Here is a 25544-nt window from a genome sequence, read left to right on the forward strand (position 1 = left end):
GTACTGGGGCGGACGGACAGAACCGCTCAGGCGAGGTCGCCGACGAGCCCGTAGCCGTACGCGGCCCAGCCGTCGACGACCGTCGCGGCGCAGGTCGGCAGCGGGTCGCCCGCCTCGAGCCGGGGCAGCCCCGACGCCGGGTCGAGCCGGTCCCGCTCGACGTCCCAGACCGCGAAGGTGGCCGCCGAGCCGGGACCGAGGGTGCCGCCGTCGACGCCTGCGGCGAGCTGACCGCCGACCGTCGCGCAGGCGAAGGCGGTGGCCACGTCGAGCCGCTCGTCGGGACGGGTGTGGTCGACGGCGTCGCGCACCATCTGCCAGCCGGCCACGGGCGTCACGGGGGCGTCGGTCCCGAACGCGACCGGCACCCCGGCCCGCAGCATCGACGCGAACGGGTTCATCGTCGTGGCTCGCGCGCCCACGCGTTCGGCGTAGAGCTCGGCCGGGCCGCCCCACGCGGCGTCGAAGGCGGGCTGCACGCTCGCCGTGACGCCGAGCCGGGCGAGAACGGGCAGGTCCGCCGCCGCGACCATCTCGACGTGCTCGAGGCGGTGCCGGGCCGCCCGGACGCGGTCGTCGCCGAGCTGTTCCGCGATCCGGCGCAACCCCTCGACCGCGGTCGACACGCCGGCGTCGCCGATGCAGTGGAAGCCGCCGCTCACGCCCCGCTCGGTGCAGGCGCGCAGGTGCTCGACCACGGCGTCGAGGTCGAGGTACTGCGCGCCGCGACCGGGACCGTCGGAGTAGTCGTCGACCAGCGCCGCCGTCCGCGAACCGATCGCGCCGTCGACGCACAGGTCGCCGGCGAGCCCGCGGGCGCCGACCTCGGCCATCCGGCCGAATGCGGCATCACCCGCCAGCTCGCCCCAGTACGTGACCACGTCGATCCCGGCGAGGCGGCCGGCCTCGACCGTCCGGGTGAGGTCGGCCAGCGGCCCGAGGTGCGGCCCGCCGAGGTCGTGGACGGCGCCGACGCCGAGAGCGGCCGCCGCCTGCAGGGCGACGAGGGCCGCCTGACGTCGTTCGTCGTCGGTGGTCAGCAGGTCCAGCCGGCCGCGGCACGCGTGGTGCGCGTCCTGGCTCAGCAGACCGTCGGGGCGGTAGCCGACGAGGCCGTCGACGTGCGGGAGCGCGGCCAGCAGGCCGGTGGAGACGACGGCCGAGTGCACGTCGACGCGGGCCAGGTAGACCGCACGGCCCCGGCCGGCCTCGTCGAGCTCGGCCCGCGTCGGCGGACGCTGGTCGGGCCAGGACCGTTCGTCCCAGCCCTGACCGAGGACCACGCCGCGGCTCGGGTCGCGGTCGACGTAGCGGCGGACCCGTTCCAGCAGCTCGTCGACCGAGCGGACGTCGTGGAGGTCGAGCCCGGCCATCACGAGCCCGGTCTGCACCGCGTGGATGTGCGCGTCCACGAACGCCGGCGTCACCAGGCGCCCCTCGAGGTCGACCAGCCGGTCGCCCGGCGCCGAGGCGCGTACCTCGTCGAGCGTGCCGACAGCGATCACCCGCCCGCGGCTCACCGCCAGCGCGTCGGCGGGCGGACGGCCGGGGACGACCACCAGGCCGCCGTGCAGGATCACGCGCCCCAGCCTGCCAGGCACCGGCCGTTCTCCTCATTTCGAAGCGCCAGATCGCTTCGAAGGGCGGTGTGAGCGCTCACAGGGGCATCTGAGGCTCCGGATTCAGGGGACACGCTCCGCGCCGCAGGGTCTGGGCCCGAAAAGACGCCGACCTCCTCGAGGCCCTTCGACAAGCTCAGGGAGCGTTCTCCGACCCACTCCGAGTGGCGGGACCAGCGTCGGAGCGGAGCGAGGACAGAACTACAGCGGCGCTCGGTCTTCGTAGGGAACCGACAGAACCGTCGTGGTGTGGGTCGAGACGCCCGCGTCAGCGCGGATGCGGGCGAGGAGGGACTCGAGGTCGGTCATGCTGCCGACCTGGACCTTGAGCAGATAGCTCGGCTCGCCGGCCACCGAGTAGCAGGAGACGATCTCGTTGATGTGCGACAACCGCTGCGGGGCGTCGTCGGCGGCGCTCGGGTCGAACGGCTTGATCGCGACGAAGGCCGTGACCTGCAGGCCGAGCTCCGCGGGCTCGAGCACGGCGCGGTAGCCCTTGATCACCCCGCGCTGCTCCAAGCGCCGCACCCGCTGCTGCGCGGCCGAGGTGGAGAGGCCGGTCTCCTTGCCGATGTCGGTGTAGGACATCCGGCCGTCCCGGGCCAGCAGCGCGAGAATGCGCTGGTCCAGCTGCTCCATGGCGTCATCGTGCCAGGATCAGACCCGTGCGAACGCGAAAAATTTTGCTTTTGGACACGGCATCGCTGTATTTCCGTGCGTTCTACGGCGTCCCGGACTCGTTGCGGTCGCCGGACGGGCTGCCGGTCAACGCCGTACGCGGCCTGCTCGACTTCATCACGCGGCTCGTCGAGGTCTACTCCCCCACCCACGTGGCCTGCTGCTGGGACAACGACTGGCGCCCGGCGTGGCGCGTCGCGCTGCTGCCGACCTACAAGGCGCACCGCGTGGCCGGGGCGACCCCTGCGCCCGGCCCCACCAGCGTGATCAGCGAGATGTCCTCCTCCGCCGACACCAAGGGCGAGTCCGCGCCCGCCGACCTGGCGACGCAGGTGCCCTGGATCCGCGAGGTGCTGACGGCCCTCGGCATCCGGGTGGTCGGCGCGGACGGCTACGAGGCCGACGACGTGATCGGGACGCTCGCCACCACGCTCCCGCTCCCGGTCGACGTGGTGACCGGCGACCGCGACCTCTTCCAGGTCGTCGACGACGCCCGCGAGGTGCGCGTCCTCTACATCGCCCGCGGCGTGGGCAAGCACGAGCAGGTGGACGAGGCCTGGGTGCGCGACCGCTACGCCGTGCCGGCGTCGGCGTACGTCGACTTCGCGACGCTGCGGGGCGACGCCTCCGACGGCCTGCCCGGCGTCTCGGGCATCGGCGACAAGACCGCGGCCAGCCTGATCGGCTCCTACGGCGACCTCGCCGGCATCCTGAAGGCGGCGAGCGCCCCGGACACCCGCATCAGCGCGTCCGTGCGGGCCAAGCTCCACACGGCGATCGACTACCTGGCCGTCGCCCCCGAGGTGGTCGCCGTCGCCCGCGACCTCGACCTCGGCGTGACCCTCGACGACCTCGCGCTGCCGACGGAGCCCGCGGACCCGGAGCTGTTCGCCGCGCTCACCGAACGCCTCGGTCTCGGCACCAGCGCCACGCGCGTGCTGGCGGCGATGGCGCGTCCGTGAGGGCCCAGGAGTCCTGACGGCCTAAGGTCGGCCGGTGGACAAACTGCGGAACGTGGCCGTCGTGCTCGCCGGGGGGACTGGCACGCGCGTCGGTCTGAACATCCCCAAGCAGCTCATCAAGATCGCCGGCAAGCCGATCATCGAGCACACGATCGCGACCATGCAGGCGTCGCCGCTGGTCGACGAGATCCTCGTGATGATGACGCCCGGCTACCTCGACGAGATCCGCGCGATCGTGCGTCAGGGCGGCTACGACAAGGTCAGCCAGATCCTCGAGGGTGCCGGCACCCGGAACGACACCACCGCGGCCGCGCTCGCCGCGCTCGGCGACACCGAGTGCAACGTCCTGCTGCACGACGCCGTACGGCCGCTGGTCTCGCAGACGATCATCGCCGCCAACGTCGAGGCGCTGCAGACCCACCGGGCCGTCGACACCGCCATCCCGTCCGCCGACACCGTCATCTCCGTCGACGCGACGGACGGCAACATCTCCGACGTCCTCCCCCGCCACCTGCTCCGCCGCGGCCAGACCCCGCAGAGCTTCCGCCTCTCGACGATCCGCGCCGCGTACGCGAACGCCGCGCTGGACCCGGACTTCAGCGCGACCGACGACTGCACCGTCGTGCTCCGCTACCTGCCCGAGGTCCCCGTCGCCGTGGTCGCCGGGCACGAGCGGAACATGAAGGTCACCGAGCCGATCGACGTCTACATCGCCGACAAGCTCTTCCAGCTGACGTCGGCCGACGTCCCCGAGCCGCTGGACGACGAGGGCTACCGCGCCCGGCTCGCCGGCCGCACGATGGTCGTCTTCGGCGGCTCGTACGGCATCGGCGGCGACATCGCCGCGCTGGCCGAGTCGTACGGCGCCACCGTGCACACGTTCTCCCGGTCGAGCACCGCGACGCACGTCGAGCGTCGCAGCGACATCGCCGCGGCTGCCCGTACGGTCCTCGACCAGACCGACCGGATCGACTACGTGGTCAACACCGCCGGGGTGCTGCCGCGCGGCGAGCTCGTCGAGCTGACCGAGGAGACGGTCTACGCGGCCACCGACGTCAACTACCTGGCACCCGTCTTCATCGCCCAGGAGTTCTTCCCGCACCTCGCGGCGAGCGGCGGGTCGCTCCTGCTCTTCACCTCGTCCTCCTACACACGCGGCCGGTCGGGCTACTCCCTCTACTCCTCCGCCAAGGCCGCCGTGGTCAACCTGACCCAGGCGCTCGCCGACGAGTGGGCCGGTGACGGCGTGCGCGTGAACTGCGTCAACCCCGAGCGCACCGGCACCCCGATGCGGACGAAGGCCTTCGGCGAGGAACCGCCCGGCACGCTGCTCGCGTCGGAGGAGGTCGCCCGCCAGTCGCTGGACGTGCTGCTCTCCGACGCCACCGGGCACGTGATCGACATCCGTCGCGCCGACGGCCCCGCCGCCCTCGCGAACGGGTAGGTCCCCGGCGCCGACCGGCGCTCAGTACGTCTGCGTGCCCGTCGGGTTCCAGACGGCCCGGGCGCCGATGTCGCCGACGCGGTAGCACCACACGAGCACCAGCACGCCGACGACGACGAGCGCGAGCGGCAGGACCCGGTCGACCGCGCGGACCACCCCGGCCCGGCGACCGACCAGGAACGCGCAGGCCAGGGCGAGCACCCCGTACGCGGCGAGGACGACGAGCAGCTGCGTCGCCAGCTGGGAGTGCCGGGCGATCAGGGCCGCGACGGGGTTGTCCCCGCCCTCGAGGCCGAGCGTCCGCTGCAGGCCCTCCCCGCTCTCCTTGGCCACGACGGCGGCCGCGAAGGCGCCGACGGAGACGACGGCGAGCGGCCAGCGCGCCCACGCCCGGAGGCGCGGCACCGCGAAGAGGAAACCGAGCAGGGCGGCGAGCGGAGCGCCCACCACCACCGCGTGGACGACGAGCGGGTGCAGCGGCATGCCGCCGATGGAGTCGAACACCTGAACCTCCCAGGGCCGGGGCCCGCGGCTGGGGCCGAGGCTTGACGACGGTTGACGTCCTCTCAACGAGGCAGCCCGGGCTGAGGTTCAGCGCGCTGCGACCGTCCTCACACCATTCCGGGTGACGCACGGGGGGATGTGAGGTCGACCCCGACGGTTCGGTCCTAGGTGCTGACCTCGGGATGGGGGCGGCGGGTCATCGACCTGTGCCGCCTGGAGCTGGCGGACCACCGCTCCGCGCGTCGCTGACCCCCACCCGTCTCGTCACCCCGAGGTCTCTCCCGTGTCTTCTGCTCCGTCCACCACCTCCGACGCCCCCGCACGGCGTCGTCTCCACCTGCCCTTCTGGGCGCAGGTCCTGCTCGGCCTGGCCGTCGGCCTCGTCCTGGGCTTCGTCGCCCGCGAGGGCCAGATCGGCTGGCTCGCCACCACGCTCAAGACGATCGGCAGCACCTTCGTGCAGCTGCTGCAGGTCGTCGTCGTCCCGCTCGTCCTGACCGCGATCATCGTCAGCATCGCCAACCTCCGGCAGGTCACCAACGCCGCGCGGCTCGCGGTCCAGACGCTGGTCTGGTTCGCCATCACCGCCCTCATCGCCGTGACGATCGGCATCGTCATCGGGCTGGTCACCAACCCGGGCTCCAGCGCCACGATCAGCACCGCCGGCGCCGAGGCCCCCTCACGCTCCGGCTCGTGGCTCGACTTCCTCACCTCGATCGTCCCGGCCAACATCCTCGGCCTCGGGTCGTCGAGCAGCGGCCTCTCCTTCAACGTCCTGCAGCTCGTCGTGCTGGGCATCGTCATCGGCGCCGCGGCGCTCTCGGTCGGCGAGCCGGCCGAGCCGTTCCTCGCCGTCGTCCGGGGTGCCCTGGCGATCTTCCAGAAGATCACCTGGTGGGTCATCCGCCTCGCACCGATCGGCACCGCGGGCCTCATCGGTCGCGCGGTCGCGCAGTACGGCTGGGACCTGGTCGCGCCGCTCGCCGTCTTCACCGTCGACGTGTACGTCGGCTGCCTCGTCGTGCTCTTCGTCGTCTACCCGCTGCTCGCCCGCGCGCACGGTCTGAGCCCGCGGCGCTTCTTCGCCGGCGCCTGGCCCGCGATCCAGTTCGCGTTCGTGTCCCGCAGCTCCGTCGGCACCCTGCCGCTGACCCAGCGCGTCGTGACCAAGAACCTCGGGGTCTCGGAGGATTACGCGTCCTTCGCCGTCCCGATCGGCGCCACCACCAAGATGGACGGCTGCGCCGCGATCTACCCGGCGCTCGCGGCGATCACCGTCGCCCAGCTGTTCGGCGTGCCGCTGGGGGTGACGGACTACCTGCTCATCGCCTTCGTCTCCGTCGTCGGCTCGGCGGCCACCGCCGGCATCACCGGCGCCGTGGTCATGCTGACCCTGACGCTGTCGACGCTGGGCCTGCCGCTCGAGGGCGTCGGCCTGCTGCTCGCGATCGACCCGATCCTCGACATGATCAGGACCGCGACGAACGTCGCCGGCCAGGCGCTCGTGCCGACGATCGTCGCCAAGCGCAACGGGCTGCTCGACCTCGACGTCTACAACGGCGCCAAGGTGAGCTCGATCGACGAGGCCGGCGGCGACGCCAAGGTCCGCGACCGGGAGCTCGCGCACAGCGCCTGACGCGGCACCGTACGAGACGTACGCACCGCAGCACCCGTACGACCGGACCGCCGGTCCCGGACCCCTCGCTGGGACTCGGGGCCGACGGTCTCGTCGTGGCCGCTACGCATCCGGCCGGTCCTCGCCCGACGACACGTCGGCGTCCACCGAGCCGGCCCAGGCACCCGAGGCTGCCTGCTGCTGCTCGGCCTCGAGCTTGATCACGTGCAGCACGGCGTTGATCAGCGCCAGGTGGGTGAACGCCTGCGGGAAATTGCCCAGGTGCTGCCCCGAGTGCGCGTCGATCTCCTCGGCGTAGAGGTCGAGCGGACCGGCGAAGGAGAGCAGCCGGGCGCAGAGCTTGCGGGCCCGGTCGTACTCCCCGATCTCGCAGAGCGCCGACACCAACCAGAACGAGCAGATGGTGAAGCTGCCCTCCTCGCCGGCGAAGCCGTCGTCGGTCTCCTCCACCTTGTAGCGGAGCACGAGCCCGTTGACCGTCAGCTCCTTGGCGATGGCCAGGACGGTGTTGCGGATGATCGGGTCGTCCGCCGGCAGGAAGCGCACCAGCGGCGCCAGCAGGGCCGAGGCGTCGAGCGCCTTCGACCCGTAGTACTGGGTCAGCACGCCCCGCTCGTCGACCCCGTTCGCGAGGACGTCGTCCTTGATCTCCTGCGCCGCGAGCTCCCACTCGGCGGCCTTGCCGTCCTCCCCCGTCATCCGGGCGATCTTGGCGCCGCGGTCCACCGCGACCCAGCACATGATCTTGGACGACGTGAAGTGCTGCAGCTCGCCGCGGACCTCCCAGATCCCGGCGTCCGGCTCGCGCCAGTACTTGAGCGCCTCGGTCACCTGGGCGTCGAGGATGCCCCAGATCCGGCTGTCGAGGTGGTCGGCCGCCTTGAAGTGCAGGTAGACCGAGTCGAGCAGCGCCCCCCAGACGTCGTGCTGGCGCTGCGCGTACGCGGCGTTGCCGACCCGGACGGGACGCGAGTTCGCGTAGCCCGGCAGCCAGTCGAGCTCACGCTCGGTGAGCTCCTTCTCCCCGCCGATGCCGTACATGATCTGGATGTCCTGCTGGTCGGCGACCAGGTCGGCGATGAAGGCGAAGAAGTCCACCGCCTCCCAGTCGAAGCCGAGCGAGTAGAGGCCCCAGAGGGCGAACGTCGCGTCGCGGATCCAGGTGTAGCGGTAGTCGTAGTTGCGGTTGCCGCCCGGTGTCTCCGGCAGCGACGTCGAGCCCGCGGCGGCGATGGCGCCCGTCGGGGCGTACGTCAGTCCCTTGAGCGTCAGCGCGGAACGCTGCAGGTAGCCGCGCCACGGGTGGTCGGGAAAGCGGCCGCGGGCCAGCCAGTGCTGCCAGTGGTGCGCCGTCCAGACCTGCTTCTCGTACGCCTCCTCGTACGTCCGGACGGGGACCGCGCCGCCCCAGGAGAGGCAGACGAAGCGCGTGTCGCCCTGCTTGAGCAGCGTGCGGGAGCTGGCCTGGCCACCCTCGAACCCGAGCTTCATGTCGCTGGTCAGGGTCACGGTGACCGGGTCGTCCTCGGTGGTCGCCGTGCCCGAGTAGTAGCCGCCCTCCGTGTACTCCCACGCGGCGTGCTTCTGCCCGTAGTCGAACACCGGCTCGCAGTCCATCGTCGTCTGCACCTCGCCCGAGACGCACCGGATGGTGCGGATCAGCATGTGCTCGGCCTCGTAGTCGTTGGGCGTGCGCCGGTAGGTCCTGGACCGGTCCTCCTCGTGGTGCCACGGGCCGATCACGAGCGCGTCGCGCACGATGATCCAACCGGTCGGGGTGCCCCAGCTCGTCTCGATGATCATGGTGCCGGGCAGGTAGCGCATCTCGACCGGGACGAGCACGTCGGCCGGCGCCACCCGGAAGGCTCCGGCCCCCCGGCCCAGGATCCGCCCGAACACGCTCGGCGCGTCGAAGCGCGGCACGCACATCCACTCGATCGCGCCGTTGGGAGAGAGCAGCGCCGACACCTCGCCGTCGCTCAGGAACCCGTAGTCCCCGATCGGGGTCGAGCGGACCGCGCTGCTCGTGCCGCCCAGCTGCTGGCTGGTCAACCGCTTGCGCTTGCCGGTCCCGCTCCTCTTCGCCATGGCGGAAAGCATCGCGGGTCCATGATCACGAGGCAAGAGCGGGGTCACGACGTCGGCGAGGTCAGGTCGTAGACCGTCGACCCGTCCACCGTGGTGGAGGAGTAGTGCGCCTCGACCCAGGTCGTGATCTGGCTCCCGGACGAGTCGGACCCGCCCTGGCCGCCGCCGCCGTTCCCGCTGCTGGCGATGAAGTAGGTGATGTCGCCGGCGGTCACGTACGCCTGGAACTGGGCGAGCGTGGGCGAGTCGTCGCTACCGCCCCAGCCGCCGACGGCCATCACCGCCGTGCTGCTCGACAGGATCAGCGTGGCGGCCGACTGGTCGCCGACGACGGCGGCGGACCACCGGGTGGAGGTGGCGTTCAGCAGGTCGGTGACCTCGGTCGAGGTGGTCGAACCCTGGCCTCCCCCGCCCTGTCCCGCACCGCTGGGGGCCTGGTCGGTCTGCGCGCCGGACGTCCGGGTGCCGTCCTGGGTCGGCGGCTGCCCGCCGCCGGGACCGCCCTGGCCGCCGCCGATCCCGGAGGAGGTGGAGACGATGGCCGGGCCGGCGGTCGGCATGGAGCCGGTGTGGCCGGAGGCGACCGTGGCGACGGTGAACGAGGCGGTGCCGGCGAGCGCGGACAACGTGCCGACCAGCAGCCCGGCCACGGCCCAACGCTTCAGGCGGCCGGCGGACACGGCCAGGACGAGGGCACCGAGCGAGCCGCCCACGAGCATGGTCCAGGCCAGCCAGGTCAGCCAGCCGCTCGCGTCGCGCTGCAGGAGGACGAACCCCCAGACCGCGGTCCCGGCGATCATCGCGGCGAGCGTCACCCGGGCGGCGTGGCCGTCGCGCCGCAGCCACAGCGCCCGACCGCCGACCGCGATCACCGCGGCGAGAGCCGGGGCGAGCGCGACCGAGTAGTACGGGTGGATGGTGCCGGACATGCAGGAGAAGACCACGGCGGTGACGAGCAGCCAGCCGCCCCAGAGCAGCAGGGCTGCGCGGGTCCGGTCCGTCCGCGGAGCGCGCCGGGTGACGACGAGACCCGCGACCAGCGCAACCAGCGCGGCGGGCAGCAGCCAGGAGATCTGGGTGGCGAACTCGCTGTTGAACAACCGCGTCAGCCCGGCCGTGCCGCCGAAGCTCGCGCCGCCCCCACCGCCGGTGCCGCTGCTGGCCCCGAAGATGCGGCCGAGGCCGTTGTAGCCGATGGCCAGCTCCCAGAGCGAGTTGTTCGTCGAGCCGCCGATGTAGGGCCGCGAGGCCGCCGGCCACAGCGCGACCAGGGCGATGAACCAGCCCGCCGAGACCACGAGGGCGCCGGCCGCGGCGGTCAGGTGGCCGACCCGGGCGCGGAACCGCTCCGGGGAGGCGACCAGGTGGACCAGACCGAACGCGGGGAGCACGAGCAGGCCCTGCGCCATCTTGGTCAGGAACGCGAGCCCGATCAGTGCGCCGGCGACGATCATCCAGCGCAGCGCCACACGCCCGCGGGGGCTGTCGACCGCCCGCACGACCGCGTACGCGGCGAGCGTCATCAGCAGCACGAGCATCGCGTCGGGGTTGTCGAAGCGGAACATCAGCGCGGCGACCGGGGTCAGGGCGAGCAGCGCCCCGGCGACGAGGCCGGCGTACGACCCGGCCCAGCGCTTGACCGTGGCGTACGTGGCGGCGACCGCCCCGACGCCCATCAGGGCCTGCGGCAGCAGCAGGGAGAACGAGCTGAAGCCGAGGACGCGGGCGAACAGCACCATGACCCACAGCGAGGCGGGCGGCTTGTCGACCGTGATCGAGCTCCCGGCGTCGAGCGAGCCGAACAGCCACGCCTTCAGCGACTCGGTGCCCGACTTCACGGCGGCGGCGTAGAACTCGTTGGCGTAGCCCGAGCTGGTCAGGTTCACCAGGTAGAGGGCGGCGGTCCCCAGCAGCAGGAGCCAGAGCAGCGGGCGCGCGAGGCGCGGCTCGTCGGGGCCGCCGAGGAACCACCGGCGCACGGACCGCGAGCCCGGGCGGCGCCGGGTCTCGTCGGTCTCGAGCACCTGGTCGGTACGGGTACGCCGGGTGGGCAGGGCGCGGAGCAGGAGGGAGCTGGACACGTGCCTACCGTCGAGCAGCGCTCTGTGCCGTCCCGCTCGTCGGCCTGTGAGCCTGTTGTGAGCCTGCGCGGTGCTGGGTCATCTGCCGCTCGACGGCTCGATCGTGCTCTCACGCCACAGCACGGGCCACGGTCGGCGAGAAACCGGCAGACCGCTCGAGGGCGCGGGTCCCGACCGGGCGTGACCGGCGGTCGGGCAGGCTGGGCCCGACGAGAGGAGCGCACGGTGCGCGCAGTCTGGTACGACCGCCAGGGCCCAGCGGCCGAGGTGCTGCAGGTCGGGGAGCTGCCCGACCCGGAGCCCGGGCCCGGCGAGGTCCGGGTCCGGCTGACCCTCTCGGGGATCAGCCCGGGCGACACCAAGAAGCGGCGCGGCTGGCTCGGCTCGACCATGCCCTACCCCCGGGTCGTCCCGCACAGCGACGGCGCCGGCGTGGTCGACGCCGTCGGCGCCGGGGTGGACGCCGACCGGGTCGGCGAGCGGGTCTGGGTCTACGGCGCGCAGTCCTACCGCGCGTCGGGCACGGCCGCCGGGCTGACCGTCGTCCCGGCGGCCTGCGCCGTCAGCCTCCCGGACCTCGTGAGCGACGAGATCGGGGCCTGCCTCGGCATCCCCGGCGTCACCGCGCACCGAGCGGTCTTCGCCGACGGACCGGTCCACGGCCGGACGGTGCTCGTGCACGGCGTCCTCGGCGCGGTCAGCTCCCTGGCCGCGCAGCTCGCCGTCCGCGACGGGGCCCTCGTCGTGTCGACGGTGCGTCGGGCGGGCGACCTCGCAGCGCTCCCCGACCGCCTCCGTGAGCACGCCGTCGCCCTCGACGGACCCGACCCGGTGGCGGCGATCCGCGCCTTGGCGCCGGACGGCGTCGACCGGGTCGTCGAGGTCGCGTTCTCCGACAACGTCGACCTCGACGCCGCCGTGGTCCGCAACGGCGCGGTCGTCGCCGCCTACGCCACGCGGTCCGACCGGCCCTCGTTCGACTTCTGGCCGATGCTCTTCGACAACGTGACGATCAGGTTGCTGGGCAGCGACGACTTCCCCCCCGAGGCCAAGCAGCAGGCGGCCAGAGACCTCACGGCCGCCGCGGCCGCCGGCGACCTCGAGATCCACGTCGCCCCGCCGCTGCCGCTCGAGGCGGCAGCGCAGGCGCACGACCAGGTCGACACCGACAACCGCCGCCGGGTCCTGCTCGACGTCACCTCGGCGTCGGCACGTCCAGCCTGACCGGACCCATCCGGACGTTGTTCTCGGCGGTCCAGCTGACGATGACCTGCCGACCCGGGTCGTGGCGGCTGAACCAGACGCTCATCGACTCGTGCGGGGCCAAGGTGGGAAGCAGCTCGGACGTGGCCGTCTCCACCTGACCGGCGACCGGCTGCGGCGGCCACTGCTCGAGCCCGTCGACGAAGGGCAGCACCCGGACGAGCGAGCCCGGGGCGTCGCCGACGTTGACCAGGGCCCAGGTCAGGCCGTCGAGGTGCTCGAGGCGGAACCTCGCCTCGGGCGTACGCGACTCAGGCTCGGTGGCCCGTCGCCGCCGGTCGCTCAGCAGCGCGACCTGGCCCCCGGCGAACCCGAGACCTGCGGCCAGCACCACTCCCACGAGGTAGAACCCCCACTCCACGCCCGCCCCCTGATCCGCCGCCATCGGCTCGTGCAGCGGAATCCTCCTGTTTCGCGACGATCTGGATGCTGAGAGCTCGATGGGAATGTTCCGAGAACACCCGGCAGCGTGTGACCGTAGGTCATGGAGCTCGGCTCCCGAGCCCGCCACTGCTCCCGCGCGGGAGCCGACGTCACCGGCTGAGCAGGTCCGTGACGACCGACGCCGTCGCCGGCTCGAACAGCACGGTGGCGTGGTTCGCCTGGGCACGCTCCCAGGTCAGACCGGGCAGGACCTCCTGGCCCGCGGCGATCGCGCCGTCGGAGAGGAACGCAGGCCGCGTGTCGTCGGCCCCACGGGCCGCGGCGATCAGGTGGACCGGGGCAGCCGTCGCCCGCAGCTCCGGCAGGTGCGCGGGCCGACCCAGGGTGTCGACCGCGTCGGCGACGAGCCGCCGGACGTCCAACCGGGGCCGGAACCCGCCGGCATGCGGTTCGAGGACGGCTTCGGACCAGGCGTGGAACCCGGCGTGCAGGTCGGGCCGGTGAGCGGCGGCGCCTCCCTCGGCGACCCGTGTGTACGCGTCGACGTCCGGCCAGGTCCGCACCGTGCGCCGCATCTGGAGGGTGAACAACGCGCGCACGACTAGGGGACGCAGCAGGACCGACCGCTCGGGCGGCACACCGCCGTCCAGCAGGACGACGGCCACGACGCGCTCGCCCAGCTGCTGCACGACCAGCGGGGCCAGGAACGCACCCATCGAGTGACCGACCACGACCACCCGGCGCAGTCCCAGCGCGTCGACGGCCCGCACCACCGCCCCGGCCAGCCCGGCCAGCCCGGGGGCCACCGGCACGTCGACCGATCCGCCTCGCCCGGGCAGGTCGGGCGCCACCACGGGCACGGTGGGCAGCCGGGCCGCGAGGTCGGCCCACACCGCCGAGGTGCTGGTGAGCCCGTGCAGGGCGACGACCGTCGGCTGCTCGGGCGAGACGTCGCCCCACGTGCGGACGGCAAGACCGGCGAGCTGGGTGAGCGGCACACCCTGACGCTACGGGAACGGACGTCCACGGCGTCCCGGGAGCGGGTCCGGAGACGACGCGGTCCACCGCCTCACGAGGAGACGGTGGACCGGGGTCGTACGGACGTCAGGGCTCGACGCCGGGGTGGAGCGCTCGGCTCAGGCGTTCAGGCGACGGCTGATGCTGATCGCGCGCGTGACGAGGTGGTCGAGCGCGGTGTTGGTGACGTCGCCGACGGGGATGTCGTTCGCCGCACCGGTGACGTGGCTGGCGCCGTACGGGTTGCCGTCGACGAACTTGGAACCGTCGGTGTAGCCCGGGGTCACGAGGATGCCGCCGAAGTGGATCACGGTGTTGTAGAGCGCGAGCAGCGTCGTCTCCTGGCCGCCGTGCAGGGTCTGGCTGGAGGTGAAGCCGGCGTACACCTTGTCGGCGAGCTGACCGGTGCCCCACTGCGCGCCGAGGCTGTCGAGGAAGACCTTGAGGCGGCCGGCGATGTTGCCGTAGCGGGTGGGGGAACCGAGCAGGACCACGTCGGCCCAGACGATGTCGTCCGGGGTCGGGCGCTGGGGCTCGCCCTCGACGGGCTCGTCGTTGTCGCGGCCCACGGAGCGCAGGCGCACCTCGGCGCCCTGCGCCTCGGCGGTCTGGGCCAGGCGGGAGGCCATCGTGGCGACCGTTCCGGACTGCGAGTAGTAGACGATGGTGACCTTGGTGGTCGGCACGGCATCTCCTGAAGTAGTTGAGGGCTCAACCATACCACCGCCGGGCGGACCAGGGGTCGGATCGGGAGATCGGCGGAGCAGACCGGGAGCCGCGGGTGTCGCGGGCGACCCGCACCGCGTGCAGGGCCAGGGTCACGACGGCCACGATCCCGAGCAGGAGCGTCAGGTCTCGCCCGTGGTCCTGCAGCAGGGTCGCCTTCTCCGGCGGCTGGCTGCCCTCGAGGTAGATCGTCGGCTCATCAGCCCGGTGACGAAGCAGATGGCGATGGCGATGCCGAGGACCCGGCCAGCCGCGCCGTCACGGCGGTCGAGCGGAGCGTGCTGGAGAAGTGCGGCCAACAGCCGGGGCGGGCCGCGGGCGTCCTCAGGCCCGGAACGCCGTCACGCTCAGGACGGGCGGAACATGGACAGGAAGTCGTCCAGCGTCCTGCCGTGCCCGTCAGCGTCCTCGTCCGCGTCCAGGACCTCGTTGAGCAGCCGGTTGTAGCCGAGCTCCGCGACGGGCTGCTCGGTCATCTCACGGAAGCCCATGGTCCACTCGCCGAAGCGGCGGTGCTCGGTGTGGTTGGTCCACATCAGGTCCACGTCCTGGTGCCGCGGGTCGACGCTGATGTGGGAGAACAGACCGTTCACGGTCGGCTCCTCGCCCTCCAGGAACTGCATGAACGCGCAGTCGCGGTAGAGGAGCAGGCCGGTGACGCCGTGGTCGTGGTTCCAGCCGCGGCTCCACTCGAGCAGCGCCACGAGCTCGTCCTGGCTCCAGTCGTGGTCGGTCGTGCTCGAGTACACCAGCGAGAAGACCACAGGGCGAGCCTAGGTGACGGCTCGGCATCCGGAGGTGGAACCCACCCCGTCGCCTCCCGGGTCCTGAGAGGGTGGGTCCTCGTGACCGAGCTGCTCGTCGTGATGGTGGCCGCGCTCGTCGTCATCGCGGCCTCTGCGGTCGCCGGTCCGCGGCTGGGGATCGCCGCGCCGCTCGTGCTCGTGGCCGTCGGGGTCGGCGCGAGCTTCCTGCCGGTCTTCGCCGGCGTGCGGATCGAGCCGGAGTGGATCCTCGAGGGCGTCCTGCCCCCGCTGCTCTACTCCTCCGCGGTGTCCATGCCCGCGATGAACTTCCGCCGCGAGTTCGGCGCGATCAGCGGCCTCTCGGTGGTGCTGGTGGTCGGCAGCGCCCTGCTGCTCGGGCTGTTCTTCTCCCTCGTGGTCCCCGGCCTCGGCTTCGCCTGGGGCGTCGCCCTCGGGGCGATCGTCAGCCCCACCGACGCGGTCGCGACGTCGATCATCAAGCGGACGTCCGTGTCGCGGCGCGTGGTGGCCATGCTCGACGGCGAGAGCCTGCTGAACGACGCCACCGCGCTGGTGCTGCTGCGGACGGCGATCGCCGCGACGGCCCTGTCCTTCTCGTTCTGGGGTGCGCTGGGCAGCTTCGCCTACTCCGTGGCCGTGGCGGCCGTCGTCGGCTGGGCGGCCGGCTCGCTGAACCTCCTGGTCCGCAAGCGGATCAAAGACCCGGCGGTGAACACCGTCATCTCGTTCGCGGTCCCCTTCGTCGCCTCCGTGCCGGCCGAGCTGCTCGGTGCCTCCGGGCTCGTCGCGGCCGTCGTCGCCGGCCTCGTCACGGGGATCTTCGCGCCGCGCATGCTCTCGCCGCAGAGCCGGCTGTCGGACAGCCAGAACTGGCGGACGGTCGAGCTGCTCCTCGAGGGCGCGGTCTTCCTGACCATGGGCGTGCAGATCAAGGCCATCGTGACCAACGTCGAGCGCGACCACGGCGGCGTCGGCACCGCCCTGCTCGTCGCCGCCGGCGCCCTGGTCCTGACCATCCTCGTCCGGACGGCGTACGTCGCCCCGCTGCTGGGCGTCCTGCACGCGCGCGGTTCCCGCATCGGCCCCATGCGGGAACGCATGCAGGACATGCAGCAACGGATGACGACCCCCGAGGGCCGGCAGGAGACGTTCCGGGAGGTCAACCCGCGGGCCCGTCGGACGGCGTCGCAGCGCACCCTCGACCGGTTCGCGTTCCGGGTCACGCAGGCGGTCGCCGACCTCGAGTACTTCCGGCGCGCACCGCTCGGCTGGCGCGAGGGCACGGCCGTCGTCTGGGCGGGCATGCGCGGAGCCGTGACCGTGGCCGCGGCGCAGACCCTGCCCGAGAACACGCCGCAGCGCTCGGTCCTGGTGCTCGTCGCCTTCACGGTCGCCGCGCTGTCCCTCGCCCTGCAGGGCGGGACGATCGGTCCGCTGCTCCGGCGGATCGCGCCGGAGGTCGACACGACGGACGCCGAGCAGACCGCGGCCGAGCAGGCGCGGATCGCCGAGCTCCTCCGGTCCAGCACCGAGTCGGTGCCCGCGCTGACGGCACCCCGCGACGCGACGCCGGAAGGGTTCCGCGCGGCGCGGACGTACGCGCTGGCGGTCCTCGCGGCGCAGCGGACGGCGCTGCTCGACGCGCGCGACCACGGCACCTTCGACGCCGACCTCCTCGCCGCGGCGCTCGAGAACCTCGACGCGTCCCAGATCGCCCTCGAGATGCGCGGCAGCGCGGCCTGAGCGCAACGCCCCTTCGACGGGCTCAGGGGGCGTTCGACGGGCTCAGGGGGTGCTGCTGACAGGCTGGCCCCATGGCCGCCGACCGTGAGACGAGGTGGCCGGCGCTCCCGGTCGCCGACTGGCAGGACACCCGCGACACGCTCCAGCTCTGGAGCCAGGTGGTGGGCAAGACCAAGCTCGCGCTGGCCCCGCCCCTGAACCACTGGTGGGGCATCACGTTCCAGCTGGGCGCCACGGGGCTGACGACCGGGCTGATGCCGACCGAGGCCGGCGGGCTGGAGGTGGCGTTCGACCTCGTCGACCACCGGCTGCGCCTGACGACCACCGACGGGCAGCAGCGCGAGCTGCGGCTCGAGCCCCGCAGCGTCGCCGACTTCTACGCCGCGTACCGCGCAGCCCTGGCCGACCTCGGCGTCACCGTCGCCCTCGACCCGGTCCCGGTCGAGCTGCCCGAGGTGATCCCGTTCGCCGAGGACACCGTCCACGCCGCGTACGACGCGGAGGCCGTCAACGCCTTCTGGCGCTCGACGGTGTCGGCCGCCGCCGTGATGGCGCGGTTCCGCGGGGAGTTCCGGGGCAAGGCGAGCAACGTCCACTTCTTCTGGGGCGCGTTCGACCTGGCCGTGACCCGGTTCTCCGGCCGCTCCGGCCCGGTGCACCCCGGCGGCATCCCGAACTGCCCGGACTGGGTCATGCGGGAGGCGTACGACGCGGAGCTCTCCAGCTGCGGCTACTGGCCGGGCGGGCGCGACGAGGGCGTCTTCTACTCCTACGCCTACCCCGAGCCGGAGGGGTTCCGGGAGCGGGAGCTCAGCACGCCCGGCGCGGAGTTCGACGCCGACCTCGGCGAGTTCGTCCTGCCCTACCGGACCGTGCGCGAGGCCGACGACCCCGAGGCCACGCTGCTGGCGTTCCTCCGCGAGACGTACGCCGCCGCCGCCGACCTGGCCCGCTGGCCGACCTCGGTCTGAAGTCGAGGCGCCGCGCGCCCCACCGGGCCCGCTCCGGGCGTCCCTAGGATCGCCGGGTGACGCGGCGCGACCTCGGCCTGGTGCTGCAGGGGCTGTGGTTCCGGCGCTGGGTGTCGCTCGCCGTCCTCCTCGTCGCCGCGCTCGTCGTCGGCGCGGCCGTCACCGGGCCGTTGTTCCTGCGCGCGGCCGGGGAGTCGGTGCTGCGCGACACGCTCGCCCAGTCCACGGCCTCGGGCCGCGGGGTGGCCGACCGCTACGAGGGCCCGATGACGGACGGACCCGTGGACCGGGTCGTGACCGCGGACGCTGCGAAGGTGGCGGAGCGGCCCGTCCTCGCCCGCCTGCTCGGGGCGCCAGTCGCCGCGCTGCAGACCACGGTCACCGTCGGTGACGCGGGGCCACTCGCCGAACGCGTACCGCTGGTCTCGCGCGACGGCGCCTGCGCCCACGTCCGCCTGGTGACCGGGACGTGCCCCGAGCAGCCGGGCTCGGTGATGGCGACCGTCTCGACCGCCGAGCTCCAGGGCTGGCGGGCGGGCCAGACGCTGCAGCTCGGCACGCAGCGCGTGCTGCTCGCCGGCACGTACGTCCCGCTCGACCCGTCGGGCGACTACTGGGCGGGCCGGCCGTACTTCGTCGCGTACGCGGGCGGCGCCGGCCCCGCGTACGCCGGCCCCGACGCCTCGAGCCTGGACGCCGTGCTGGCGACGCGCGAGACCGTCGAGGCCGCCGGCCCGAGCGCCACGGGCGCGGCGTCCGTCGACCGTCTGCTCGACCTCGACCGGATCCGCGTGACCGACGTCCCCGCGCTGCAGCAGGAGATCGACACCTGGTCGACCCCGGACGACAGCACCGGCGTGCAGGGCGACACCGCGCTGACCGTGGTGCTGCGGCAGGCCATCGGAGTCGTCGACGCGCTGACGCTGCCCGTCCTCGTGGTCGAGGCGCAGCTGCTGGTCCTGTGCTGGCTCGTGCTGTTCCTGGTCGTGGCCAACGCCGCCGAGGCGCGCGGCCCCGAGGTGGCGCTGGCCAAGCTGCGCGGGGTCGGGACCGGCGCGACGGTCGCCTTCGGGCTGCTCGACACCCTGCTGCTCGTGGTGCTCGCCGTGCCGGTCGGCTTCCTGCTCGCGTGGGCGTGGACCGTCGCGCTGGCCCGGTGGCAGCTCGCGCCCGGCGTCCCGGTCGTGCTCACCGCGGCGGCGGGCTGGGCCGCCCTGGGAGCCGGGGCGGGAGCGGTGGTCGGCGCCGTCCTCGCCACGGCCCGGACGCTGCGTCGCCCCGTCGTCGAGCAGTGGCGTCGCGCGACCCGGCGGGTCAAGGCGCGCTCGTGGCTCGTCGACGCGGCCGTCGCGGTGGTGGCCGTCGTCGGCCTCGTCGCCCTCGTCGGGCCGGGCGCGGCGGACGTGCCGGCGGGACCGCTCGCGCTCGTCGCCCCCAGCCTGGTCGTCCTGCTGGCGGCCCTGGTCGGCTCGCGGGTGCTGCCGGGGCTGTGCCGGGCCGCGTACGGGCCCACCCGCCGCCGCGGCTGGGTCGCGGGCCTGCTCGCGGTGCGCCAGCTCGGCCGGCGCCCGAGCACGCTGCGGCTCGCGCTGCTGCTGACCGTGGCGTTCGGGCTGGTGGTCTTCGGCGTCGACGCGTGGTCGGTCGCGCGTGCGAACGCGCACGACCGGGCGTGGACGGAGGTCGGCGCGGCGGAGGTGCTCACCGTGAACGTCCCGCCCGGCGCCGACCTCGCCGCGGTGGTCGACCGGATCGACCCGACCGGCGCCGAGGTGACCGCGGTGAGCACGGCGACCGACTTCACCCGGACCCCGTCGGTCCTGCTGCTGGGGGTGCAGCCCGAGCGGTTCGCCCGCATCGCGTTCTGGCGCTCCGACCTCGGACCCGCCCCGCTCGCCGACCTGACGTCACGCCTGGCCAGTACCGACGCGCCGCCCGTGCTGCTGACCGGCGACCGGCTGCGCGTCGACGTCGACGTGCCGTCGATGACTGCGGAGGCGGCTCCGCTCCTGGTGGCGGACGTCGTCCAGCCGAGCGCGCTCGGCGGCGCGACGCGGGTGGTCCTCGGACCCGTCGGCGTCGGGCGTCGGACGCTCGAGGCCGACCTGCCGTGCGCGGGCAAGACCTGCCGGCTCGCCGGCGTCGGGCTGCAGCGGCCCGGGACGACGCTGTTCCCCTTCCGCGGCACCGTCGTCCTCACCGGTCTGCAGGTCCACGGGGACGCGGGCTGGCAGGACAAGCCCGGTGCCGTCCGGACGGCCGGGGGCTGGCGTCCCGTCCGGACCGGAGCCGCGGCGGCGACGTCGAGCGCGACGGGCACCGCGCTGGAGGCCGACGCGAGCCTGGCCGACTCCCCCACCTGGCAGGTCGCCGACCACCCCGCGGCCCTGCCCGCCCTGGTCGCGTCGGGCGTCGCCGAGGCGGCAAGGACCACGAGCGCCGGGCTGGGATCCCGGCCCCTCGCCCTCGACCCGGTCGCGCTGACCGCGGCCCTCCCCGGCGGCGGCGACCGCGCGGTCGTCGTCGACCGTGACCTCGTACGGCGTGCCTCCGAGGGGTCGGTCGCCCGCGACGTCGAGACCGTCTGGGTGGCGCCCGCGGCGGTCGCGCGCGTCCCGCAGGAGCTCGAGGCCGCCGGGGTGACCGTCCTCGACACGAGCTCGGCCTCGGAGCTGACCCGCGTCTACGGGCGCCAGGGTCCGCAGCTGGCCCTGCTGCTCTTCCTCGCGGGCGCGAGCCTTGCGGCCCTGCTCGCCGGCGGTGGCGCCGCCCTGACGCTGCACCTCAACGGTCGCCGGCGCACGTACGAGCTCGCCGCCATGCTCGCCCTCGGCCTGCGACGCCGCACGCTGCTCGCCGCCCTGCACCTGGAGCAGGGGCTGCTCGTGGCCTTCGGCGCCGTGGTCGGCACGGCGTCGGGCCTGGTAGCGGCGGCCCTCGCGCTCCCCGCGATCCCCGAGTTCTCGGACGCGCCGACCGCCCCTCCCCTGCGCTACGACGTCCAGGTCGGGCCGGTCGCGCTGAGCGTCGGCGTCGCGGTCCTCGTGCTGGCCCTGACCGTCGTGATCAGCTCGGCGAGCCTGGTGCGCAGCGCTCACGTCGACCAGCTGCGCGAGGCACCGGCGTGAGCGCGTCGGAGGCGGTGGTCCGCTGCGAGCAGGTCGGTCACGTCTACCGCGACGACAGCGGGACGGAGGTGACCGCGCTCGCCGGCGTCGACCTCGAGGTGCGTCCCGGCGAGGCCGTCGCGCTCGTCGGGCCGTCCGGGGCGGGGAAGTCGACCCTCCTCACGCTGCTCGCCGGCCTCGTCCGCCCGACGTCGGGCCGCGTCGTGGTCGCGGGCCAGGACCTCGGCGCCCTGTCCGAGCGCGGGCTGCTGCGCGTCCGGGCCACCTCGCTCGGCGTGGTCCTGCAGACCCCGGGCCGCAACCTGCTGCCGTACGCCACCGCGCAGGCCAACGTCGCCTTCGCGCAACGGTCCCAGCGCGGCACGGGACCGGGCGGCGCGACGGAGGTCGGCACCCTGCTCGAGTCCGTCGGCCTGGGCGCCGTCGCCCACCGGGCGGCACGGCACCTGTCCGGCGGGCAGCAGCAGCGGCTCGCCCTGGCCGTCGCGCTCGCCGGAAACCCGCCGCTGCTGCTCGCCGACGAACCCACCAGCCAGCTCGACCGCGCGACCGGCGAGATCGTGCTCGAGCTGATGCTGCAGGCACGCGACGAGCGCGGCACGGCCCTGGTCGTGGTCACGCACGACCACGAGGTCAGCCGCCGGCTCGACGTCGAGCACACGATCCTCGACGGGCGGCTGGCGTGACCGGCGACGAGCGGGCCCCCGTCGCCCTGGTCGGGCAGGACCTCCGCGTCTCCCGCGGAGGCGTCGAGATCCTGCGCGGGGTGGACCTGACCGTCCACGGCGGAGAACGCCTGGCCCTCACCGGCCCGAGCGGCTCCGGCAAGACCGTGCTGCTGAGCGTCCTGTCCGGGCTGGTCCTCCCCCAGTCCGGGACCGTCCTGCTCGACGGACGCCCGCTCGCCCAGGAACCGTCCCTGCGCCGGCGCCTGGGCGTCGTGTTCCAGGGCTACGGCCTCGTCGCGCTGCTCACCGCCGCGGAGAACGTCGAGCTCCCTCTGCTCGCCGCCCGCGTCCCCGCCGCCCAGGCGCGCGTTCGGGCGTACGAGGCGCTCGAGTCGGTCGGGCTCGCCGACCGCGCCGAACACCTGGTCGAGGAGCTGTCCGGCGGCCAGCAGCAGCGCGCGGCCGTGGCCCGCGCCCTCGCCGTACGCCCGGACGTCCTGCTCGCCGACGAGCCCACGGCTGAGCAGGACGTCGGTCACCGGGCCTCCACCCTCGACGCGATCCTCGCGGCCGCCAACGCCGGTACGGCGGTCCTGCTCGCCACGCACGACCCGGTCGTCGCCGCCCGCTGCGACCGCGTCGTCCACCTCGACGCGGGCGTGCTGCGCTGACGGGGTTCCGCGTCTTCAGACCGGTGCGGGCAGACGTTCCGCCGCGGCGGAGCTTTCGCCGCGTCTTCAGACCGGTACGCGAAGACGGTCAGCCGTGACCGACCTAAGAACGCGTCTTCAGACCGGTGCGGGAAGACGGCGTCCCAGGTCACGGGTCCGACCGCGTCTTCAGACCACGGTCCGAAGACGCGACAGAGCTCGACCCGGAGAACTCACTTCTACCCGCCGCGGTCTGAAGACGCGGACCGACCGAGCCCTACCGACCCGGGTCCCCCGACGGCAGCGGAACGTCGCCGGCGCTGGGGGTACCGAGCTGCGGGGTGCCGTCGGCGGCGAAGGTGATCGGCTGCGCGTACACCTCGCGGTCGTCGCCGCAGCTGCCCTCGGGCGTGGTCACCGCGTGGTAGACGAGCCACGTCTGCGTGCCGTCGGGCGAGGTGAAGAAGTTGTTGTGCCCGGTCCCATACAGCCCGCTACCCTCGGCGGGCGCGAACACGGGCTCCGGGGACTTGGTCCATGACGCCGGGTCGAGCAGGTTCGCCGACGCGTCAGCGGTCAGCATGCCCAGCGCGTACTCCGGCGTCCAGCAGCCCGAGCCGGAGTAGGTCAGGAACACGCGCCGGTCACGGACCAATGCGGCCGGCCCCTCGTTGACCAGCACACCGACGTCGCCGGCGTGGGTCTCCCACGCAAGCTCGGGCCGGGAGATGCGGACGGCCTTCCCCGCGACCTTCGTCGGGCTGCTGAGCTGCGCGAGGTAGAGGTCCTGCTCCCCGTTCTTGTCACCGGGCCAGCCGGACCAGGCCACGTACGAGACGTCGCCGACGGCGAAGACGGTCGCGTCGATCGCCCAGCGGTCGCCAGGCAGCTGTAGCTGGCCCTCAAACGCGTACGGGCCGGTGATCGTGTCGGCGGAGAGGACGTACGTGCGGTGGTTCTCGTTGTCGCCGTCGTCCGCGGCGACATAGACGTACCAGCGCCCACCGATCTGGTGGACCTCCGGCGCCCACCACTCGCAGCACGGCGAGCCGTCGGCGCCGCCGGTGAAGATCGTCTGCTCCGGTGCGGTGGACAGCGTCGCCAACGACGTCGCACGGCGCATCACCAGATCGTTGCCGGACGACAGGACCTGGTGGTACTGCCCGTCGGTGAAGACCACGAACGGGTCGGCACCCTGTCCGAGCACGGGGTTGTTCAGCATGGCGGCTCCTGCCGTCTCGGTGGGCGATGCGGCCGGCCCGGACGGTGCCCCGCCGGAGCAGGCCGCGACGAGCAGCAGGACGGCCACCAGCGCGGCCGGCCAGCCTCGCCGCATCACCCCTTGAGCCCGCTGCGCGCGACGCCCTCGACGATGTTCCGCTGCGCGAGGATGAAGAGCACGATCGCCGGGACGCTCGCGATCACCGCGCCGGCCATGACGACCGGGTAGTTGATCGTGAAGGCGCCCTGCAAGATCGACAGTCCGGCCGGCAGAGTCAGCGTGGACGGGCTGAAGAGCACGAACACCGGCCAGAGGAAGTCGTTGTAGTTGGTGAGGAACGACAGCACCAGCAGCGTCGAGATGCCCGGCTTGGACAGCGGCAGCACGACCCGGATGAACGTCTGCCACCGGTTGGCGCCGTCGATCTCCGCGGCCTCCTCCAGCTCCATCGGCAGGCTCGAGAAGAACTGCCGCAGGAAGAAGACGCCGAACGCACCGCCCGCGCTCGGCAGGATGACGGCCCAAAGGGTGTCGAGCCAGCCGAGCGAGTTGACGATCAGGTAGTTCGGGATCAGGAACACGAAGCCCGGGACGAAGAGCGTCGCGATGATCACCCCGAACACGACGCGCTTGCCCGGGAAGTCCAGCCGGGCCAGCGCGTACGCGGCGAGCGCGGCGGTCGCCGTGACGATCACCGAGTTCGCCACCCCGGCGAGCAGGCTGTTGAGGAACCAGCGGATCACCGGCGTCTGGCTGCTCGTGTCGAGCAGCGGCCGGTAGCCGTCGGCCGTGGCCGGGCTCGGGAACAGCGACGGCGGGATCGACGTCGCTCCGTCCGGCGTCTTGAACGACGTCAGGAACATCCACAGCAGCGGTCCGACGAAGACCGCGGTCAGGACGACGAGCAGGACCGTGAACGCGACCCGGCTCAGCGGGGAGGAACGCGGGCCGTGGCCCCGGCGGGTCGGCTCGAGGGCGTCACCCGCTCCACGGACGGTGGGCGCGGTGGTGCTGGAGGCGGTGGTGGCGCTCACGACTGGTCCTGCCGTTCACGGAAGACGCGGAAGCTGATCAGGCTGATGAGCAGCAGGAAGATCGCGAGCACGTAGCTCATGGCCGACGCGGCACCCATGCGAAAGCTGCTGAGGCCCTCGGTCGCGATGTAGCCGATCGCGGTGCGCGTCGAGGTCCCCGGCGCGCCCTTGGTCAGCAGCAGCTGCTGGCCGAACATGTTGGCCGAGGCGAGGATCGTCGTGGTGATCACGAAGACCAGCACCGGCCGCAGCCCGGGCAGCGTGACGTTGAAGAACTGCTGGCTCCGGCTGGCCCCGTCCATCTCGGCGGCCTCGTAGAGCTCGCGCGGGATGTCGGTGAGGCCGGCGAGGTAGATCGTGGCGTTGAAGCCGAGCGTCCACCAGACCGTCATCCCGACGAGGCTGACCCACACCCACGGCAGGTCCGTCGTCCAGGGGACGTTGCTCCCGAGGAAGTAGTTCACGACCCCGACGTTCGGGTCGAGGATGTAGCGGAACAGCAGCCCGATCACGGCGACACCGAGCACGTACGGCAGGAAGAACACGGCGCGGAAGAAGGTCCGCCCCGGGAACTTCCGGTTGAGCAGCACGGCCACGCCGAGCGGCAGGACGACCAGGCACGGGACGCTCAGGCCGGTGAAGATGCCCGTCGCGCCCATGCTCTGCCAGAAGTCGCCGAAGTCGCGCGACCCGGGGGTGAAGAGCGAGACGTAGTTCGCCAGCCCCACCCACGGCTTGTAGGGCAGCACGAAGTCGTAGTCGTGCAGGCTGATCCAGATCCCGTACACCGCCGGCGCGATGATGAACGCCCCGAACAGCACCAGGTACGGCGCGAGGAACAGGTACGCGGTCAGCGGCCGGGACCGCCGGCCACCCGCGCGCGTCGAGCGCGACCGAGGCCGGGCGGCGACGGGCGGAACCGCCGCCGGCCCGACCTGGGTCTCGGCTGTGACGGCCAC

The 25544-nt window shown here is 73.3% G+C and carries 21 protein-coding genes; 9 read left to right on the forward strand and 12 right to left on the reverse strand.

The window, feature by feature from the left end:
* Nucleotides 1-26: 26 nt before the first annotated feature.
* Both FHX39_RS10380 and FHX39_RS10385 read right to left on the reverse strand, forming a co-directional pair.
* Nucleotides 27-1601, reverse strand: a complete 1575-nt coding sequence (locus FHX39_RS10380; RefSeq protein ID WP_183338163.1) for an amidohydrolase — start codon at nt 1599-1601, stop codon at nt 27-29.
* A 219-nt stretch (nt 1602-1820) separates the two neighbouring features.
* The gene (locus tag FHX39_RS10385) at nt 1821-2258 is read right to left on the reverse strand and encodes an Lrp/AsnC family transcriptional regulator (RefSeq protein ID WP_183338165.1); all 438 of its coding nucleotides are present in this window, start codon (nt 2256-2258) and stop codon (nt 1821-1823) included.
* 50 nt (nt 2259-2308) lie between these two features.
* Here FHX39_RS10385 and FHX39_RS10390 point away from each other — a divergent pair, with 50 nt between their 5' ends.
* Nucleotides 2309-3259, forward strand: coding sequence for a 5'-3' exonuclease (locus FHX39_RS10390; protein WP_332836769.1), 951 nt, complete (start codon nt 2309-2311; stop codon nt 3257-3259).
* Nucleotides 3260-3293: 34 nt separating this feature from the next.
* A complete protein-coding gene (locus tag FHX39_RS10395) occupies nt 3294-4703 on the forward strand; it encodes an SDR family NAD(P)-dependent oxidoreductase (RefSeq protein ID WP_183338169.1) in 1410 nt (469 codons plus the stop codon).
* A 21-nt stretch (nt 4704-4724) separates the two neighbouring features.
* On the opposite strand, the gene FHX39_RS10400 is transcribed toward FHX39_RS10395, so the two are convergent.
* The gene (locus tag FHX39_RS10400; protein ID WP_183338171.1) at nt 4725-5207 is read right to left on the reverse strand and encodes a DUF2231 domain-containing protein; all 483 of its coding nucleotides are present in this window, start codon (nt 5205-5207) and stop codon (nt 4725-4727) included.
* Between the two features lie 283 nt (nt 5208-5490).
* Here FHX39_RS10400 and FHX39_RS10405 point away from each other — a divergent pair, with 283 nt between their 5' ends.
* Nucleotides 5491-6843: a dicarboxylate/amino acid:cation symporter gene (locus FHX39_RS10405; RefSeq protein ID WP_183338173.1), complete on the forward strand. Its 1353-nt coding sequence runs from the start codon at nt 5491-5493 to the stop codon at nt 6841-6843.
* Nucleotides 6844-6945: 102 nt separating this feature from the next.
* Here the strand turns inward: FHX39_RS10405 and FHX39_RS10410 are convergent, their stop codons facing one another.
* Nucleotides 6946-8931 (reverse strand): glycoside hydrolase family 15 protein, encoded by a 1986-nt coding sequence (locus FHX39_RS10410; protein WP_183338175.1) that lies wholly within the window; start codon nt 8929-8931, stop codon nt 6946-6948.
* A gap of 44 nt (nt 8932-8975) precedes the next feature.
* On the reverse strand, nt 8976-11012 hold the full coding sequence (locus FHX39_RS10415) for an ArnT family glycosyltransferase (protein ID WP_198423351.1): 2037 nt from the start codon (nt 11010-11012) through the stop codon (nt 8976-8978).
* Between the two features lie 225 nt (nt 11013-11237).
* Here FHX39_RS10415 and FHX39_RS10420 point away from each other — a divergent pair, with 225 nt between their 5' ends.
* A complete protein-coding gene (locus tag FHX39_RS10420; RefSeq protein WP_183338177.1) occupies nt 11238-12236 on the forward strand; it encodes an NADPH:quinone reductase in 999 nt (332 codons plus the stop codon).
* Here FHX39_RS10420 and FHX39_RS10425 read toward each other — a convergent pair.
* From FHX39_RS10425 to FHX39_RS10440, 4 genes are all read right to left on the reverse strand, one after another.
* On the reverse strand, nt 12208-12636 hold the full coding sequence (locus FHX39_RS10425; protein WP_183338179.1) for a hypothetical protein: 429 nt from the start codon (nt 12634-12636) through the stop codon (nt 12208-12210). The two genes, FHX39_RS10420 and FHX39_RS10425, sit on opposite strands and share 29 nt — an antisense overlap.
* 172 nt (nt 12637-12808) lie before the next feature.
* Complete coding sequence (locus FHX39_RS10430) at nt 12809-13657, reverse strand: alpha/beta fold hydrolase (protein WP_183338181.1); 849 nt, start codon at nt 13655-13657, stop codon at nt 12809-12811.
* Between the two features lie 138 nt (nt 13658-13795).
* The gene (locus FHX39_RS10435; RefSeq protein WP_332836770.1) at nt 13796-14362 is read right to left on the reverse strand and encodes a flavodoxin family protein; all 567 of its coding nucleotides are present in this window, start codon (nt 14360-14362) and stop codon (nt 13796-13798) included.
* 387 nt (nt 14363-14749) lie between these two features.
* Entirely contained in the window at nt 14750-15166 is a 417-nt protein-coding gene (locus FHX39_RS10440; RefSeq protein ID WP_183338185.1) for a BLUF domain-containing protein, read from the reverse strand.
* 81 nt (nt 15167-15247) lie between these two features.
* On the opposite strand from FHX39_RS10440, the gene FHX39_RS10445 reads away from it, so the two are divergent.
* From FHX39_RS10445 to FHX39_RS10465, 5 genes are all read left to right on the forward strand, one after another.
* On the forward strand, nt 15248-16912 hold the full coding sequence (locus FHX39_RS10445; protein WP_183338187.1) for a cation:proton antiporter: 1665 nt from the start codon (nt 15248-15250) through the stop codon (nt 16910-16912).
* A 71-nt stretch (nt 16913-16983) separates the two neighbouring features.
* Complete coding sequence (locus FHX39_RS10450; protein ID WP_183338189.1) at nt 16984-17883, forward strand: DUF5996 family protein; 900 nt, start codon at nt 16984-16986, stop codon at nt 17881-17883.
* Between the two features lie 56 nt (nt 17884-17939).
* Complete coding sequence (locus FHX39_RS22115; RefSeq protein ID WP_183338191.1) at nt 17940-21011, forward strand: FtsX-like permease family protein; 3072 nt, start codon at nt 17940-17942, stop codon at nt 21009-21011.
* Nucleotides 21008-21697 (forward strand): ABC transporter ATP-binding protein, encoded by a 690-nt coding sequence (locus FHX39_RS10460; RefSeq protein ID WP_183338193.1) that lies wholly within the window; start codon nt 21008-21010, stop codon nt 21695-21697. The genes FHX39_RS22115 and FHX39_RS10460 overlap by 4 nt, the downstream gene beginning before the upstream one ends.
* Nucleotides 21694-22350, forward strand: coding sequence for an ATP-binding cassette domain-containing protein (locus tag FHX39_RS10465; protein ID WP_332836771.1), 657 nt, complete (start codon nt 21694-21696; stop codon nt 22348-22350). The genes FHX39_RS10460 and FHX39_RS10465 overlap by 4 nt, the downstream gene beginning before the upstream one ends.
* Before the next feature lie 256 nt (nt 22351-22606).
* On the opposite strand, the gene FHX39_RS10470 is transcribed toward FHX39_RS10465, so the two are convergent.
* The 3 genes from FHX39_RS10470 to FHX39_RS10480 are packed head-to-tail and all read right to left on the reverse strand — an operon-like array spanning nt 22607 to nt 25544.
* On the reverse strand, nt 22607-23665 hold the full coding sequence (locus FHX39_RS10470; protein ID WP_183338195.1) for a glycoside hydrolase family 43 protein: 1059 nt from the start codon (nt 23663-23665) through the stop codon (nt 22607-22609).
* Nucleotides 23665-24585: a carbohydrate ABC transporter permease gene (locus FHX39_RS10475; protein WP_332836772.1), complete on the reverse strand. Its 921-nt coding sequence runs from the start codon at nt 24583-24585 to the stop codon at nt 23665-23667. Before FHX39_RS10475 ends, FHX39_RS10470 begins: the two co-directional genes overlap by 1 nt.
* On the reverse strand, nt 24582-25544 hold the full coding sequence (locus FHX39_RS10480) for a carbohydrate ABC transporter permease (protein WP_183338197.1): 963 nt from the start codon (nt 25542-25544) through the stop codon (nt 24582-24584). The genes FHX39_RS10475 and FHX39_RS10480 overlap by 4 nt, the downstream gene beginning before the upstream one ends.

Source organism: Microlunatus antarcticus, from assembly GCF_014193425.1.
GTDB lineage: Bacteria > Actinomycetota > Actinomycetes > Propionibacteriales > Propionibacteriaceae > Microlunatus > Microlunatus antarcticus.